Here is a 16889-nt window from a genome sequence, read left to right on the forward strand (position 1 = left end):
CGACCGGTAGCCCACTCATCCTCAGCGAGGACAGCGTCCATCGAAGGGAGGCCGCGCCCCGATGCCGATCCGCTACGAGTTCATCCTCGACGGGGAGCTGTCCGAACGCGCGCTGGCCGCCTTCCCGGAACTCACCCCGGGGCGACATCGACAGGGCACCACGGTGCTGTACGGGCCGCTGACCGGGCCGACCGCGATGCGCGCCATCCTCGCGCGGATCGACAATCTCGGGCTCACCCTGCTCGAGATGCGTCAACTACCCGATTGAAGGGAGCGGCCATGCATCTGCTGGTTCCCACCGGTCAGCGGCGCACGCTCGACGAACTCACCGACCGGCTCGATCTCGGCGTCGGCGAGTCGACGACGAAGCGGTCGGCGTTCTGGATCATGCTCACCCTGTCGGGGATCATCGCCGCCTCCGGCGTCGTCGGCGATTCGACGGCGACCGTCATCGGCGCCATGATCGTCGCGCCGCTGTCGGTGCCGATCCTCGGCGTCGGGCTCGGCATCGCCACCGGACGCGGGCCGTTGATCGCGCGTAGTCTGCTGCTGGTGCTGGCGGGCATCGTGCTGGTCGTGCTGGTCGGGTTCCTGTTCTCGCAACTGCTGCCCAATCCGACGAACGTGCTGTCCAATTCGCAAGTGCTCGGCCGCACTTCGCCGAAACTGATGGACCTCACCGCCGCGCTGGCCACCGGGCTGGTCGGCGTCATCGCCATCATCCGCCGCGACGTCGGCGATGTGCTGCCCGGCGTGGCGATCGCCATCTCGCTGGTCCCGCCGCTGGCCGTGGTGGGCGTCTGCCTCGGATCCGACGCGCCGGGCCTGGCGCTCGGCGCGTTCGTCCTGTTCGCCTCGAACATGGTCGCGATGATCATCACCGCGACGCTGGTGCTCGTCGCCACCGGATACCACCGGGAGGCCGGTGCCGGCGCGATGCGGCGTGGGCGGGCCTACGCCGTGCTGGCCGCCGGGCTGATCGTGGTCGCCATTCCGATGGTGGTGAATTCGCTGTCGTCGCTGTGGGCCGACCAGATCGCCGACGCGGCCCGATCCTGGCTGGACCCGGTGAGCGGGGCGCAGGTGACCGATGTCAGCGTGCAGAACGATGTGGCGACCATCCACGTGCTGGCGCCCGAGCAGTTGCCGCCGGTCGAGGAGCTCGAGCGCACCGTACGTGATCTGGTGCCGTGGCACCCCGATGTCGTCATCGTGCACACCGTCGGCAGCCGCATCACCCAGTAGACCCCGCGTTTCATCCGTTTCGGGTGACGCGCCACCCGACCGATCTACGGCATACCTGTACTACGGCCGTTCACCGAGGAAAGGGCTGGCCGTGACGGTGAAACGTAGCGCGCAAGCTCGGTCCTTCAGGTCCGGGTTAGCGCGTCAGTTTCGGTCTTCCTGGGGCGCGGGGTGGTCGGCGTTGTTGTTCGATGTACTGGCGGACGATCGAGATGGGGGCATCGCCGCGGGATGCGGCGAGGTAGCTGGGCGACCATAGGTGCCCGTTCATGCTGTGGCGGTTCACTCGGCTGGTGAACTCGTGGCGTAGTCGGCGGGCGGAGACACCTTTGAGGCTGTTTACGAGTTTGCTGATCGCTACCTTGGGTGGGTACTCGATCAGGACGTGGACGTGGTCGTCGTCTCCGTTGAACTCGACCAGTCGGGCGTCGAAGTCGGCACAGACTTCGCGCATGGTCGCCTCGCAGAGGTTGAGCATGGCGTCGTTGAGGACGCCTCGCCGATACTTGGTCACAAAGACCAAGTGAACGTGAAGTGCCGAAACTACGGATCGGCCACGCCGGTATTCGGCTTCAGAAACCATAGACCTACGGTAGTGTCGCGGTGTGCAGTTGCGATACCAGTACCGCGTCTACCCGACGCCCGGCCAGGCCGGCAGGCTGGCGCAGGCGTTCGGATGTGCGCGGGTGGTGTTCAACGACTCACTGCGCGTCCGGCGCGATGCTTACGCGGCCGGGGAGAGAATCGGCGATACCGAGGTGCAACGCCGGGTAGTCACCGAGGCCAAGCGCACGCCCGAACGCGCATGGCTGGCCGAGGTGTCGTCGGTGGTGCTGGTGCAAGCCTGTCAGGACGCACGGATGGCGTACCGGAATTGGTTCGACTCGATATCGGGCAAGCGCAAGGGCCGCAAGGTCGGCGCGCCCCGGTTGCGGTCCCGCAAGGACAACCGGCAGGCGATCCGACTCACCCGCAACGGATTCAGTGTGCGAGACAACCGGAAGCTGTATGTGGCCAAGGTCGGCGAACTGGCCGTGCGTTGGTCGCGGGAGCTGCCGTCGGTTCCGTCGAGTGTCACGATCATCAAGGACGCGGCCGGACGGTATTTCGCGTCGTTTGTGGTCGAGACCACCGACGAGGCGCTACCGCCGATCGGCTCGGAGGTGGGTATCGATTTGGGGCTCACCACATTCGCGGTGTTGTCGAGCGGCAAGATCATCGACTCCCCGAAGTTCCTGCGCCGCGCCGAACGCAAGCTCCGCAAGGCGCAGCAGGCGATGTCCCGCAAGGAGAAGGGCTCCAACAATCGGGCCAAGGCGCGCGTTCGTATCGCCAAAGCTCACGCCACGGTGGCCGACACGCGCCGGGATTGGGCGCACAAACAGTCCACGGCGATCATCCGCGAGAACCAAGCGGTGTTCGTCGAGGACCTGTGCGTGGCCGGGTTGGCGCGAACCAGGTTGGCGAAGTCGGTCCACGATGCCGGGTGGGCGATGTTCACCCGCATGCTGGAGGAGAAAGCCGCCCGCTACGGGCGGACCTTCGCCAAGGTGGACCGGTTCTACCCGTCGAGCCAACTCTGTTCCGCGTGCGGGATGCTGGACGGGCCGAAACCGCTCTCGGTGCGGGAGTGGCAGTGCCGGGCGTGTGGGGCGGTCCACGACCGCGACCTCAACGCCGCCAAGAACATCCACGCCGCCGGACGGGCGGAGTGGCTAAACGCCTGCGGAGGGACCGTCAGTCTTTCCGCCTAGCGGAAAGCGAGCCCCAGTGAAACAGGAACCCACCGCAGCGGCGCACCGCGCCGCAGCAGGAATCCCGGTCGTTCACGGCCGGGAGGACGTCAAACACATGACAGAACCCGATTTCGATTTCGGGGACCGCGCGCGCGACGGCGAACGCTGTGGACCGGCGGGCCCAGCTGCGTGCGGCGGAGAGTCAGGCCTACGCCCCTCAGCAGCAGGCGCCGCCACAGCCACCCCGCAGCCCATGCCCGGTGTCTGTCCGACGACGAGTTCGCCGCGGCGAAACGGCAACTACTGTGTAGGCGGCTGTCGCGGTCACCGATCGAGTGCGTCGACGGCTTCGCGCACCGTGGGGAACACCGGCACATATTCGGCGCCGGAAGCGGCGCGGCCGAGGGCATCCCGGAACTGCCCGACATCACGCGCCACCGCGAAATCGATGCGGCGCCGCGCCAGCGTCGTCCGCAGTTCAGCGAGCATCTGCGCCGCGCTGACGTCGATGACGGGGGAGGTCTCGGCGTCGAGGACGACGAGCTTCGTGCGGTCGGTGCACTGAGCCTCGATGTGCTGTTTGACGTAGTCGGCGTTGGCGAACAGCAACCCGGATTCCACGCGCACCACCAGGACATCGGGCCTGCGTTCGACTTCCGGATGACGTTCGGCGTCGACCCAGCGGGTCCCGTCCCTGGCCAAGGTCGCGATATGCGGCTGTGAGGTGCGGTAGAGCAGTAGCAGCATGGACACCCCGATGCCGATGACCAGCCCGGGCAGGGTGTCGAACAGCAGCACACCGGCCATCGCGGCGATGGCGGCGAGGAAATCGGCGCGCGCGGCGTGGCCGTAGATGCTGCCGAGCCGGGCGGTCCACACCCGGTAGAGGCGGCGCAGCGCGTCGATGTCGACGAGCTCGATGACCGCGGCGATCACCACACCCGCCAGAGTCGCTTCTGGCAGGTTCTCGAACAGCCCGGTCAGAAACAGCAGCGTCAGGACCACGAGTACCGCGACCACGAGCCCGCTGAGCTGGGTTTTGGCGCCCGCGCTGCCGTTGACGGCGGTCTTGGACAGGCTGCCGTTGACCACCATGCCCGAGCTGAGCCCGGACCCGAGGTTCGCCGCGCCGAGCCCGAACAGCTCGCGGTTGGCGTCGACCTCGTAACCGGCCTTGGCGGCATAGGTTTTCGCGGCGCCCAGCCCTTCGGCGAAACCGATCAGCAACACGCCGACCGCGGGACCGAGCAGGTCGATGAGGTCGCCGACCCCGATTCCGTCCGGCATGCCGACCGAGGGCAGGCCCGCGTCGATGTGGCCGACGATCGCGACCCCATGCTCATCGAGGTCGAACACGGCGACTGCGGCGATGCCGAGCAGCACCGCCAGCAGCGAGCCCGGCACCAGTGGCAGCCAGCGTTTGAGCCCGAGCACCACCGCCAGCGACAGCACACCGATGAGCAGGGTGCGCCAGTGGGTATCGCCCAGATGCCGGAGCACGCCCCACGCCTGCTCGAAGAAATTGCCCGGCTCCTTCTCGATACCGAACAGTTTCGGCACCTGGCCGATGATGATCGTCAGCGCCAGACCGACGATGAAACCCTTCAGCACCGGTTCGGAGATGAACGCGGCGATGAAGCCGAGCCGGATCAGCCCGGCGATCAACCCGACGATGCCGGTGGCGATGGCCAGCGCCGTCGACAGGGCGACGAAACGCGCGCCGTCACTGCCCGCCAGGGGCGTGATGATCGCCGCCGACAGCGCCGCCGTCGCCGACATCGGGCCCACCACCAGATGCCGGGAACTGCCTGCCAGCGCGTACAACACCAGCGAGGGGATCGCCGCGTACAGTCCGACCACCGGCGGTACCCCGGCGATGGAGGCGTAGGCCAGGGCTTCGGGCACCAGTACGGCCCAGACCGTCAGCCCGGCCAGTACGTCCGGGCGCAGCCAGCCGCGCTGGTAGTGCTGCAACGAGAGGAACACCGGCCATGCCCTGGCCGGTGATTGCCGGCGATCTGGGGTATCCATCACAACCCGCCGATGCCCTTGCCCAGCACCACCGCGCCCATCACCAGCAGCACTATCGCCATCACGATGTGGTTGTTGGCCTGGAGCCAGCCCTTCATGCTGTCGAGCCCGCCGCGGAGCTTGTCGGCGGCCACCGCGTAGCCGATGACGGGCACCAGCACCGTGGATGCGGCCAGGACGGTGAAGATCACGACCGCCACCACGTCGCCGCCGGCCGAGAGCCCGCTCGTGCCGATGACGACACCGGCGGACAGGCACAGCAGCAGGTTCTTCGGATTCACCGCCGACAGCAGCACACCGAGCCCGGTGGCCTTGCCGAATCCGAACTCGTCGATGGCCTGCATCCAGCCCGGCACCGCGGTATCGGCGCGATCGAGCCACTGTTTGATCGCCAGCGCGATCAGCAGCACACCCAGGACGATCTTGATCCAGGAGGCGGCCGCGGACGGCTGGTCCTCGGTGGAATCGCCGAGGGTGCCGGACAAGGCGACCACGACGGCGGTCACCGCGACGATGCCGGCCGCCCAGCCGAGCCCGAAGCCCGTGCTGGTCTTGCCTGCGTTGGCCGACAGCAACATCAGGATGGCCGCGACGATCGGGATCGGCGAGATCGCCACACCGACGGCCAACGGCAGCAGATCTCCGATTACGGCGCCCATACCGTCAACCTAGGGATCCGCTGCCGTCGCCACGTCACACGCTGCGGGTGAAACGACCTCACATCTGCTCGGGGTTCCAGGTGGTGACCGCCCAGATCACGACGATGTTCAGCGCGATGATCAGGATCGACCACAGCGGGTAGTAGGGCAGCCACAGGAAATTGGCGATGATCGACAGCGCCGCGATGGTCACCGCCGCGATACGCCCCCAGGTGGTGCCCATCATCAGTCCGATCGCGCTGATCACCAGCACGATGCCGAGAATGATGTGGATCCAGCCCCAGGTGGTGGTGTCGAATTCGTAGACGTATTCGATGCCGACGACGAACAGCTGGTCCTCGGCGACCGCCGAGATGCCCTGGAGGATCGACAGCACACCAACGGTGAGCAGCAGAATCGATGCGCCGATGGAGGTCCCCGCCGCGAAGCCCTGCTTCACCGGAGAGTCGGTTTCAGAGGAGTGCGACATCGTTGATCCCTTCGTGGGGTGCGGATAGTGATCCGAATGTCCCCGATTCGACGCGTATCCGCTTCACCCGTCGAGGGTGATGACCGGCCTGATCCGGCGCGCCGGCCCCGGTCGGCCCGGATCGGTCGTGGTTGTCGCTGGTACCAGCGACACCTGGGCGTGGTTGGGGGTGCGCCCAAACCTGGTCGAACTCCTCTCGGAGCAGCGGGAGCCGGTCATAGCCTCGGCCACACGTATGCCCATCCGAGACGATCGTGAGGTTTCCGAGTGGAAGTCCGCACCGGCGGCCGGGGCCACCGCACCTGGGTACGCGGCTCCTACGTCCTCGTACTGACACTCGCTCTCGCCCTCGGCGGTTCGCAGGGCCGGTCGACGGGTGTCCCCGAACCGCCCGCCGATCAGCCGATCCCGGTGCGCGCGATGGAGGCGGCCCGGCCCGCCGACAATGGTTCACGGCTGCTGACCGCGGCGCAGGGCCCGGGACGGGTCCTCGATCTGACGGTCTATTCTGCCGCGATGGGCAGGCCCATCACGGTCGAAGTGCTTCCGGCCGCGGACAGTTCGCGGCCCGCGCCGACGCTGTATCTGCTCAACGGCGTCGACGGCGGCGACGAGAACGGCGCGTGGACGATGAGCAAGAATTGGTTCACCACCACCGATGCCGTCGAGTTCTTCGCCGGTAAGCAGGTCAATGTGGTGATGCCGGTCGGCGGTGGCGCCAGCTTCTATACCGACTGGCGCGCCGACGATCCCCGGCTGGGCCGTCATCGGTGGACGACCTTCCTCACCGACGAACTGCCCGCGGTGATCGACTCCGCGTTCGGGACCACCGGCGTGAACGCGGTGGCGGGGTTGTCGATGGCGGCGTCTGCGGTCTTCGGGCTGGCGATCGACGCGCCGGGGAAGTTCCGCGCCATCGCCTCCTACAGCGGTTGTGTGCGCACCAGCGACCCGCGCGGTCAGGCGCTGGTGAATAGCGTGGTGCTGGGCAAGCAAGGCAATCCGGCGAATATGTGGGGACCACCGTCGGATCCGCTGTGGGCGGCCAACGACCCCTACCTGCGCGCCGGCGAGCTACGCGGCACCGCTATCTACGTCGCCTCCGGCACCGGATGGCCGGGTCCGCTCGACACGCTCGACGGGCCGGGAATCCACGGCGACCCGGTGAAACTCGCCGATCAGATCGCGCTCGGCGGGATGCTGGACGCCGTCGCCCACGCCTGCACCCAGCAGCTGCGAGACCGGCTGCGCGAATTGAACATTCCCGCCACCGTCGACATCCGCCCCAGCGGCACCCATTCCTGGGGTTACTGGCAACAGGACCTGCACAACTCGTGGCCGATGATCGAGGCCGCGATCACCGAGTGAGGGCGCCTCACTCGCCTGGTCGGGCGCTGATCACGACCGAAATCCGAACGGTGAGCGGTCATCCGGAGGCTCCCGCCGCCGAACGAACTGGATGCCGGTGCGCGTGAACGCGGTCGGCTCAGCGCAGCCCACCCGCCGCCGGCGCCGGGTCCGCGTCACCGGAGGACGCGGCCGCGGGTTCCTTCTCGACCACAGCCGCGCGCGGCACCCGCCGCATCCACTTCGGCGCCCACCAGCAGGCCTCACCGAGCAGTCGCATGCTCGCCGGTACCAGCAGCACCCGCAGCACCGTGGCGTCGATGAGCAGCGCTGTCACCATCCCGAAGGCGATGTACTGCATCATCACCAGATCCGAGAGCGCGAACGCGCCGGTGACGACCAGCAGGATCAACGCGGCCGCGGTGATGATCCGGCCGGTGTGGGCGACGCCGGCGCGGATCGCGTCGGTGGTGGACAGGCCGGCGGCTCGTGCTTCGACGATGCGGGACAGTAGGAATATCTCGTAGTCGGTGGACAGCCCGTAGATCACCGACACGATCACCACCAGCACCAGCGCCATGATCGGCTGCGGCGTGAAACCGAGCAGATCCGCGCCGTGACCGTCGATGAACACCCAGGTCAGCACGCCGAGTGTGGCGCCGAGGCCGAGCAGGTTCAGTGCGGCCGCCTGCACCGGAAGCACCAGCGACCCGAACGTCAGCGCCATCAGGACGGTGGTGGCCAGGAAGACCAGCGCGATCATGTACGGCATCCGCTCGACGAGCGCGTCGATGCTGTCCTTCTCGATCGCGGGCTGACCGCCGACCAGCAGGGTCGTGCCCGCCGGTAGCGGCATCGAGCGCAGGTAGTCGATGGTCTCCCCGGCGTCGCCCGAGGCGCCGAGCACGGTCTGCGTGGCGAACACATTGGGCTGGGCGGGGCGCTGCATCAGGTCCGGGAACGGTGCGGCCAGGCCCGGCGCCTGGTTGGCGCGGGCCAGGACCGTCTCACCCGCACCGGTGTCGAAGGTGACGATGACCAGGTCGATCGGGTCGATCTGGCGCAGCGGGAACAGTTCGTCGAAATGCTGCTGGGCCAGTCGAGTCGGATGGTCCGGGGGCAGGAACCGCTCGTTGATCGAGCCGAAGGTGAGGTTGCGCATGGGCAGGATCAGCAGCAGCAACCCGAGACAGACGACGATCCCCACCGCCAGCGGCCGTTTCATGACGCGGCCCGCGATGCGGCCCCACACATTGTCCGGCTCCTGGTTCGGGGCGGTGGTTTTGCGGAACCAGGAGACGCCGAATCGGTCCACTCGGCGGCCGAGGACGGCCAACATGGCGGGTAACACGGTGATCGAAGTGAGCGCGGCCAGCGAGATGGTGATGATCGCGCCGTAGGCGAAGGATTTCAGGAACCCTTGCGGGAAGACCAGGATGGCACCCGCCGCGACGACCACGATGGTGGCCGAGAACAGCACCGTCCGTCCCGCGGTCCGCACCGACCGGCGCACCGCGTCGTCGACCGCGCGGCCGTCGGCCAGCTCTTCCCGGAACCGGCTCAGCACGAACAACCCGTAGTCGATGGCCAATCCGAGCCCGACCATCGAAACCACCGGGGATACAAACGAATTCACCTCGGTCACCGTGGTGAGCAGCCGCAGCAGGCCCCACGCCCCGAGCACGGTGAGCCCGCCGACGATCAGCGGCAGCGCCGCGGCCACGACCCCGCCGAACAGGAAGAACAGCAGTACCGCCACCGCCGGGATGGCGAACAGCTCCATGCGCCGCTGATCGTGAGCCATGGTGTCGTTCAACGCGCCGGCCACGGCCTGCCCACCGGCGACTTCCATATCGACGCCGGGCAGCGTGAGAGCTGGTGCGACGGTACGGAAGTTGCGCATCTGGACGGTGTCGTCGCTGCCGCTGATCGCGACCGACGCGAAGGCATGCCTGCGGTCGTCGGTGCCGAAGATATCGGGCATGGCCACGCCGGTCTCGGTCGGCCAATAGGCGCCGTTGACGCGGTCGATCTGCTCGGGGAACCGTTGCGGCAACTCGTTCAGCCACGCCACGATCGGGTCGGCGAAGGCCGGATCGTCGATGGCGGTGCCCTCGGGAGCGTGGAACAGCAGCAGCACATCGGCGCTGTGGTCGGTGCCGAACACTTCATCGCGCAAGTGCGCCGCCCGCACCGACTCCGAGCCCGGATCGTCCCAGCCGCTGGAACTGAGCTGCCCGCCGAGCCCGAGCCCGTACCAGCCGAGGGCCAGCAGTCCGGCCACCATCACCCCGATGACGGTGAAACGCCGCCGCACCACCACATCGGCCCACTGTGTCAATTCGGCGAACAATTGCCGCCTCCCATATTCCTTGCGCGGTTCGGCCCGGTCCGCCGCCACACGACGCCGATTCCGCCGGGCGTCATCGGACAAGGCGGGACGAATATGTATTCACGAATTCACCACCGGCAGCGATGAATAATCGAGGCTTCCGGCTGTGTGCATGATGATCGACGCGACGATACAACTCGGGCCGGGGCGTTCCGAGCCGGACAGTGCTGGTTTCCGTGACGTCACAACACGGGGGTGTAATCGGTTGTGACGCATGTGCATCGGTGCGCCGGGTGCCGTCAAGGGGGCGTGCGCCTGCGGACCGGTCCGCCACGGAATGCTGTCCTGAACTGCGGAATTCGTGGCTCTTCGCAGTAACCGGGGGATTTCGCGGTGCAGTGCGCCGGCAGTGGACTGGTGGACCATCACAAGCCGCGCCGGTATGTGCCCGTGGAGTTCCCCAACCTCGGTCGAATCGTTTCCCTATCGTTTCGTCCGGTCATAGTTTGGGCCCCATCGGTCGACTGCGTAGGGCCGCATGAGACGAGTGTGATCGCCGAGGAAACGTTGCGGTGATCACCGCTACCGAGACACCGGAGGAATGTGTGTCTGATATCGCTATCGTGGGTATCGGTTGTCGATTCGCGGGTGGAATCGATTCACCGGAGACCTTCTGGGATTTCGTGATCGACAAGCGGGACGGCGTCGTCGACATGCCGGCCGACCGCTGGGACTACCGCCGCTACTACGACCCCGAGCCGCGCACGCCTGGCCGCTCCTACACCAAGCGCGGCGCCTTCATGACCACCGATCCGTGGGAGTTCGACCCCGACTTCTTCGGCATCTCACCGCGTGAGGCGACGGTGCTCGACCCGCAGCAGCGGCTGATGCTCGAGGTCACCTGGGAAGCGCTCGACGACGCCGGATACGCCGGACGCGCGGCCGGCTCGTCGGTCGGGGTGTACGTCGGCGGATTCGTGGTGGACCAGTCGGTGATCGGCGTGGTCGGGCCCGCGCTGTTCCACACCGATATGCACACTCCCGCCAGCGCGTCCTACACGATGCTGTCGAACCGGATCGCCTACGCGCTCAATCTCGTCGGCCCGGCGATCACCGTCGATACGGCGTGCTCGTCCTCGCTGGTCGCGTTCCATCTGGCCTGCCAGGCGCTCGACAACGACGACTGCGAAGTGGCGCTGGCCGGTGGGGTCAATGTGATGTTGCAGCCGGAGACCTTCGTGCTGATGTGCAAGGGTGGGTTCCTCGCCGCCGACGGCCGCTGCAAATCCTTCGACGCCTCCGCAGACGGCTACGGTCGCGGCGAGGGTGCGGGCATGGTGGTGCTGAAGAAGCTCGATGCCGCCGTGCGTGACGGCGACCGGATCTACGCGGTGGTCAAGGCGACCGGATCGAATCAGGACGGTCGCACCACCGCGATCACCGTGCCCAATGTCGATTCGCAGGAGGCGCTGGCGCGTTCGGTGTGCGAGCGGTCGGGGCTGGCGCCGGAATCCATCACCTACCTCGAGGCGCACGGCACGGGCACGCTGGTCGGTGATCCGGTCGAATTGCGGGCGCTGGGCCAGGTATTCGGCGCGGCGACCGGGCGCACCGGCACTGTGGGCGTGGGCTCGGTGAAGGCGACCATCGGGCACACCGAGGCCGCCGCCGGTGTCGCCAGCGTCATCAAGGCGGCGCTGGCCATCAAACATCGCACGCTGCCACCGCAGGGCTGGCTGGAGAAGCAGAACCCGGACATTCCCTTCGAGGAGCTCGGTCTGCACGTGCAGACCGAGGCGCAGCCGCTGCCCGCCGACGCACCGCCGATGTCGGTGGCGGTCAACGGCTTCGGCTACGGCGGCACCAATGCCCACGCCATCTTGCAGGAATACACCGGCGCACCACCGCAACCGGACCCCGAGAGAACCCACACCCACTTGGGCATCCTGCCCATCTCCGCCCGCAGCACGGCCGCGGCACGCGCGCTGGCCGGACGTTTCGCCGATCTGCTCAGCGCCGGCGCCGACCCCGATCATCTCGCCGAAGCGGCCTGGACCCGGATGGCGCATCACCCGTACCGCACCGGTGTGCTGCTCGGCGATTCCACCGATGACCTGATCCATGAACTGCGCGCCTACGCGGGCGGTGAAGGCCGTGACGCCTCCAAGACGATCATCTCCCGTGCCGCCGAACCGGTGTTCGTGTTCTCCGGTATGGGCCCGCAGCACTGGAAGATGGGCCGCGAACTGCTCGCCGACGGCGGCGCGTTCGCCGAGGCCGCCGCGGAGGTCGACGCCGAGTTCCGGGCCATCGCGGGCTGGTCGATCATCGAGGAGCTGCGCAAGCCCGAGGAGCAGTCGCGGGTCGCCCGCACCGAGGTGGCGCAGCCGGCCAACTTCCTGGTGCAGGTCGGGCTCGTGCGCGAGTTGGCGCAGTACGGGATCACGCCCGCCGCGATCGTCGGGCACAGCGTCGGCGAGGTGTCGGCGGCCTATATCAGCGGGATGCTGTCGCTGAAGGACGCGGTGCGGGTGGCCTACCATCGGGCCCGATTGCAGGCGACCACGGCAGGCACCGGCGGCATGCTCGCGGTCGGTCTGAGCAAGGAGCAGGCGCTCGAGCTCATCGGCGACGATCCGCGTATCGATATCGCCGCCGTCAACAGCCCCACCGCGCTCACCCTCTCCGGTGACGTGCAGCGATTGGACGAACTGGCCGAAAAGCTCACCGAGGACGGCGTTTTCGCCCGTCGGCTGCGCGTGGAGGTGCCCTATCACAGCAGGCTGATGGAGCCGATCGAGGCCGAACTGCGTGAGGTGCTTGCCGAGCTGAAACCGCAGGCGCCGACCGTGCCGCTGTACTCCACGGTCACCGGCGCACTGGTCACCGAGGGCGACTGGAATGCCGAGTACTGGTGGTCGAATGTGCGCCAGCCGGTGCGGTTCCACGACGCCATCAGCGCGCTGACCGCCGCCGGTAGCCGCGTCTTCCTCGAGGTCGGCCCGCATCCGGTGCTGTCGGGCAATATTCGCGAGGCGATGCTCGGCGCCGACGTCAACGGCACGACGGTCGCGACCCTGGACCGCGAGCAGCCCGATGCGGTGAGCCTGCGTCGCACCCTGATCGGCCTGCATGCCGCCGGTGTGCTCGATCGCGATCTGCTGTTCCCGCCGGACCGCCCGGCCACCCCGCATCTGCCGCTGCCGCGCTACCCATGGCAGCGCACCCGGCTGCATTCGGCGCTGCCACTGTTCGAACAGGCACGCCTCGGCACCCCGAATTCCTATGCGATGCTGGGTGATCCGGATGTCGAGGGCCGTCCCGAATGGTTGTTGCAGGTGGGCACCGAGCTGCTGCCGTGGCTGTCGGACCACGTCGTCAACGGCATCAAGATCATGCCCGGCGCCGCCTACCTCGACGCCGCGCTCAGCGCCACCGCCTCCCGGATCGGCGCCAAACAGGTCGCCCTGGAAGGGGTCCGGTTCATCGCACCACTGATCATGGGCGCACCCGACGTGCCCCTGGTCGCATTGAGCGTCGAGGAGGCCAGCGGCCGGTTCCTGATCAGATCGCGCAGCGCCACCGGCACCGCGTGGACGGTGCACGCCTCCGGGCGGACCTTGACCGGCAGCCATGAGCAGACCGTGGTGCGGGTACCCAGCATCGACGTCGGCGTGGACGTGGACCCGGCGATGTTCTACTCCGGTCTGGCCGCGGCGGGCTTGCAGTACGGTCCGTCGTTCCAGCGGGTGACCTCGGTGCGGGTCGGCCGCGACGCGGTGGTCGCCACGGTCGACGGCTCGATCGCCGCCGATTCCGGTCACCTCGCCCACCCCGCCGTCATCGACGCCGCCATGCAGTGCGCGGCGCTGTTGTTCGCCGACGAACGCATCAACGAGGGCGTGATGGTGCCCGTGGGTGTGGCCGCCGTTCGCCTGCTGGCCGACCTGCCGGACAAGATCACCGTCGTCGTCCGCCGCGACCCGAACGCCAGGCTGCGGGCCGATGTGGATCTGCTCGACTCCGATCACCTGCTGGTCGCCAGGCTGACCGGATTGCAGATCGGCGCGCTCAAGCCCGGCGACAGCCCGATGCACCGGATGGCCGACTTCTACTACAGCGACACCATGGAGGAGCGGGACCCGATCGACCCGGCGGCGCTCGCCGACGCCGGGTCGGTGTCCACGGTCATCGTGGCGCTCGGCGCGGGCAGCCGCGCGGGCGAACTCGCGGCCGCGCTGCCCGGTTCCCGGCTCTACATCGCCGATCCGGCCGGGGAATCACTGGAAGCCGACCTGGTCGCGAACCTGGCGGCCGCCAAAGCCGACGGCACCGACCGGCTACACGTCTGCATCGTCGCGGGCACCGTCGACGACGATATGGCCGACCTGTGGACGTTGAAGCGGCTCGCGGTCGCGGTGGACGAATTCGCCAACCCACCCGTCGAGGGCGCCGACACCCCGCAATCGGTCTTCGGTGACGGCGTCGTCCACTGCACCCTGGTCACCGAAGGCGCGTTCACCCTGCCTGACAGCCAGGTCCAGCCGAACCCGCGCCAGGCCGCACTGGCAGGCGCCCGGCGCGTGCTGCTCAACGAGCAGACCCCGCTGCGGTGGCGGCTCATCGACCTCGAGCCCGGCACCGCGATCGCCGACCTGGTGGCCGAACTGGCCGTGCCCGGCGCCTTCTCGCACGACAACTGCGACGAGGTGCTGTTGCGCGACGGCAAACGCTGGGCGCCGGTGGTCACCAAGCCGCTGCCGGACCGGCTCGAACAACTGGATGCGACGACACCGCTGACCGATCCGGAGGCGAACTTCACCCTCGACATCCCGCGCAACCGGCTGCTGTCGGCGCTGGCCTGGCGTGAATGCCCGCGCACGGCACCGGGAACCGGTCAGATCGAAGTTCGGATGCAGGTCATCGGCCTCAACTACAAGGACCCGCTCAAGATCATCGGGCTGCTCGGCGAACGCGAGCTGGCACCGACCTACTTCGGCACCGTGCCAGGCATGGAAGGCGTCGGGACCGTGGTCCGGGTCGGCGCCGGCGTCGATGACGTCGCGGTCGGTGATCTGGTGGCGGTGGCGTCCAAAGGCATGATGCGCCGCTACGCCGTGGTGGACCGTCAGCTCGCCGTCGTGCTGCCCGCCGACACCGATCCCGCTCACTGCACCAGCACCATCGCCTTCGGCACCGCCGAATACGCGCTGCTGGACCTGGCCCGGCTGGAACCAGGGGAGACGGTGCTGATCCACGGCGCGGCCGGCGGTGTCGGCACGGCCGCCATCCAGGTGGCGAAGGCGCGCGGCGCCCGCATCATCGGCACCGCGAGCACCGACGAACGGCGCGCCCATGTGCTGGCCCTCGGCGCCGACTACGCGGTGAATTCCCGTTCGCTCAACTTCGTCGACGATGTGCTGGCCCTGACCGGCGGCGCGGGCGCCGACGTGATCGTCAGCAGCGCACCGGGGGAGATCCTGCGGCAGAACTTCAATGCCGCCGCCGAATTCGGCCGCATCGTCGAGGTCGGCAAGGCCGATATCTACACCGGCGGCCTGCTGGAGCTGGCCAACTTCGACAAGAACCTCGCCTACTACTCGATGGACCTGGACCGGCTGGTCGCGGTGCAGCCGCAGCGGCTGGCCCGGCTGCTGGAGCGGGTGTTCGAGAAGGTCACCGACGGCACTTACACGCCGCTGCCGTACCAGCTGTACGAAACCGAAGAGGTGAGCAAGGCGTTCGAAGAGACGCTGCGCTCCTCGCGTCCGGCCCGGATCGCGTTGCGGATGGATTCACCGCAGCCGCCGGTGCGGCCCTACCTGCCCGAGATCGAGATCAGCGACACCGCAAGCTATCTGGTCACCGGCGGATTCGGTGGGTTCGGCTTGGCGATCGGGCGCTGGCTGGCCTTGCGTGGTGCGCGCAGGCTGGTGCTGCTCGGGCGGCGCGGGCCTGCCACCGAGGAGGCGCGCCAGCAGCTCGAGGCGTGGCGCACTGTCGGCATCGAGGTGATCGAAGAACTCGCCGACGTCACCGACGCGGACGCGATCGCCGAGGTCATCGCCCGCAACCACAGCGACGATCATCCGCTGCGCGGGGTGTTCCATGCCGCGGGCGCGGTGGCCGACAACCGCATCTCGAAAATGGAGTTCGAGCAGCTGGACAAGGTGTACCGGCCGAAGGTGCACGGCGCGCAGGTGGTGCATCAGGCCGTCGCCGACGCCGGGATCACCCTGGACATGTTCGTGCTGTGCTCCTCGGGCGGTTCGATGTACGGCATCTACGGCCAGTACAACTACTGCGCGGCCAATGTCGCGGTGGAGGCACTGGCGGAGCAGTGGTCGCGGGCAGGTGAGCGGGCGCTGTGCATCGGCTGGGGCCATCTGTCCGGCGCCACCGGTGGCATGGCCGCCGACGAAACCGCCGAAAAGTACCTCGACCTGGTCGGTTTCGGGCCGATCGACATGGCCGACGCCACCGCCTACATGGAGCAGACCCTGCGACTGGGCGTCTCGCGTGCGGCGATCATCCCCACCGACTGGGCCAAACTGACCGGCACCTTCCCGCAGCTGGCCCGCACCGGCCGCACCATCGCCCTGGCCAAGGCCTCGGCCAAGGACACCTCGGAGCTGGCGCGGCTGCGCGAGGAACTGGCGGCCATGGAGGAGACCAAGCGCGGCCCCTACATCGCCCGCAAGATGGCCGAGGAACTGGCCGTGGTCATGGGTGTGCCGGTGGAGTCGATCGACATGACGGTTCCGGTGCCCGAACTGGGCCTGGACTCGCTGATGGCGGTGGAGTTGGGCGCCCGCGTCACCAAGACCCTCGGCATCGACCTGATGTCGTTGCAGATGGGGCGCTCGTTCAGCCTGGAACAGGCCGGTCCGAAGGTGGCCGAGCTGATCCTCGCGCACGAGGCGGGGCAGTCGCAGCCGGTGCCGGAAGCGCCGGTGGTGGTCGCCGCCACGAACGGCCACAGCGACGACGGTGCCGCGCACGCGAACGGCAACGGCGCGACGGCGAGCGAGATCGTCGACGAATCGTCCATGGCCGTGGCGCGGTAGGGG

The 16889-nt window shown here is 68.2% G+C and carries 10 protein-coding genes; 5 read left to right on the forward strand and 5 right to left on the reverse strand.

Going from position 1 to position 16889, the window contains the following annotated elements:
• The first annotated feature begins 61 nt into the window (after positions 1–61).
• Together FEK34_RS13395 and FEK34_RS13400 are read left to right on the forward strand one after the other, a co-directional pair.
• The gene (locus FEK34_RS13395) at positions 62–268 is read left to right on the forward strand and encodes a hypothetical protein (RefSeq protein WP_138448213.1); all 207 of its coding nucleotides are present in this window, start codon (positions 62–64) and stop codon (positions 266–268) included.
• Positions 269–279: 11 nt separating this feature from the next.
• Complete coding sequence (locus tag FEK34_RS13400; protein WP_138448214.1) at positions 280–1245, forward strand: DUF389 domain-containing protein; 966 nt, start codon at positions 280–282, stop codon at positions 1243–1245.
• A 136-nt stretch (positions 1246–1381) separates the two neighbouring features.
• Here FEK34_RS13400 and tnpA read toward each other — a convergent pair whose 3' ends face one another.
• Positions 1382–1828, reverse strand: coding sequence for an IS200/IS605 family transposase (gene tnpA, locus FEK34_RS13405; RefSeq protein WP_138448215.1), 447 nt, complete (start codon positions 1826–1828; stop codon positions 1382–1384).
• 22 nt (positions 1829–1850) lie between these two features.
• Between tnpA and FEK34_RS13410 the strand changes: the two genes are divergently transcribed.
• Positions 1851–2999 carry an RNA-guided endonuclease InsQ/TnpB family protein gene (locus FEK34_RS13410; protein WP_138448216.1) on the forward strand — a complete coding sequence of 383 codons (1149 nt, stop codon included), beginning with the start codon at positions 1851–1853 and terminating at the stop codon, positions 2997–2999.
• A 306-nt stretch (positions 3000–3305) separates the two neighbouring features.
• On the opposite strand, the gene FEK34_RS13420 is transcribed toward FEK34_RS13410, so the two are convergent.
• Genes FEK34_RS13420 through FEK34_RS13430 form a run of 3 tightly spaced genes read right to left on the reverse strand, consistent with a single transcriptional unit; the run spans position 3306 to position 6140 of the window.
• Positions 3306–5012, reverse strand: a complete 1707-nt coding sequence (locus FEK34_RS13420; protein ID WP_171048206.1) for a SulP family inorganic anion transporter — start codon at positions 5010–5012, stop codon at positions 3306–3308.
• A complete protein-coding gene (locus FEK34_RS13425) occupies positions 5012–5671 on the reverse strand; it encodes a GAP family protein (RefSeq protein WP_138448217.1) in 660 nt (219 codons plus the stop codon). The genes FEK34_RS13420 and FEK34_RS13425 overlap by 1 nt, the downstream gene beginning before the upstream one ends.
• Positions 5672–5729: 58 nt before the next feature.
• Positions 5730–6140 (reverse strand): DUF7144 family membrane protein, encoded by a 411-nt coding sequence (locus FEK34_RS13430; protein ID WP_138448218.1) that lies wholly within the window; start codon positions 6138–6140, stop codon positions 5730–5732.
• Positions 6141–6407: 267 nt separating this feature from the next.
• Between FEK34_RS13430 and FEK34_RS13435 the strand changes: the two genes are divergently transcribed.
• Entirely contained in the window at positions 6408–7508 is a 1101-nt protein-coding gene (locus tag FEK34_RS13435) for an alpha/beta hydrolase (RefSeq protein WP_432760953.1), read from the forward strand.
• A 118-nt stretch (positions 7509–7626) separates the two neighbouring features.
• On the opposite strand, the gene FEK34_RS13440 is transcribed toward FEK34_RS13435, so the two are convergent.
• Positions 7627–9840 carry an MMPL family transporter gene (locus FEK34_RS13440; RefSeq protein ID WP_138448219.1) on the reverse strand — a complete coding sequence of 738 codons (2214 nt, stop codon included), beginning with the start codon at positions 9838–9840 and terminating at the stop codon, positions 7627–7629.
• A gap of 584 nt (positions 9841–10424) precedes the next feature.
• Between FEK34_RS13440 and FEK34_RS13445 the strand changes: the two genes are divergently transcribed.
• A complete protein-coding gene (locus tag FEK34_RS13445) occupies positions 10425–16886 on the forward strand; it encodes a type I polyketide synthase (protein ID WP_138448220.1) in 6462 nt (2153 codons plus the stop codon).
• The last annotated feature ends 3 nt before the right edge of the window (positions 16887–16889 follow it).

Origin of the sequence: Nocardia cyriacigeorgica (assembly GCF_005863245.1) — a bacterium.
Lineage (GTDB): Bacteria > Actinomycetota > Actinomycetes > Mycobacteriales > Mycobacteriaceae > Nocardia > Nocardia cyriacigeorgica_C.

Bases quoted from the DNA above. Each gene is read 5' to 3' on its own strand.
- FEK34_RS13430 (WP_138448218.1), bottom strand. From the start codon at position 6,140: ATGTCGCACTCCTCTGAAACCGACTCTCCGGTGAAGCAGGGCTTCGCG.
- FEK34_RS13420 (WP_171048206.1), bottom strand. From the start codon at position 5,012: ATGGATACCCCAGATCGCCGGCAATCACCGGCCAGGGCATGGCCGGTG.
- tnpA (WP_138448215.1), bottom strand. From the start codon at position 1,828: ATGGTTTCTGAAGCCGAATACCGGCGTGGCCGATCCGTAGTTTCGGCA.
- FEK34_RS13395 (WP_138448213.1), top strand. From the start codon at position 62: ATGCCGATCCGCTACGAGTTCATCCTCGACGGGGAGCTGTCCGAACGC.
- FEK34_RS13400 (WP_138448214.1), top strand. From the start codon at position 280: ATGCATCTGCTGGTTCCCACCGGTCAGCGGCGCACGCTCGACGAACTC.
- FEK34_RS13425 (WP_138448217.1), bottom strand. From the start codon at position 5,671: ATGGGCGCCGTAATCGGAGATCTGCTGCCGTTGGCCGTCGGTGTGGCG.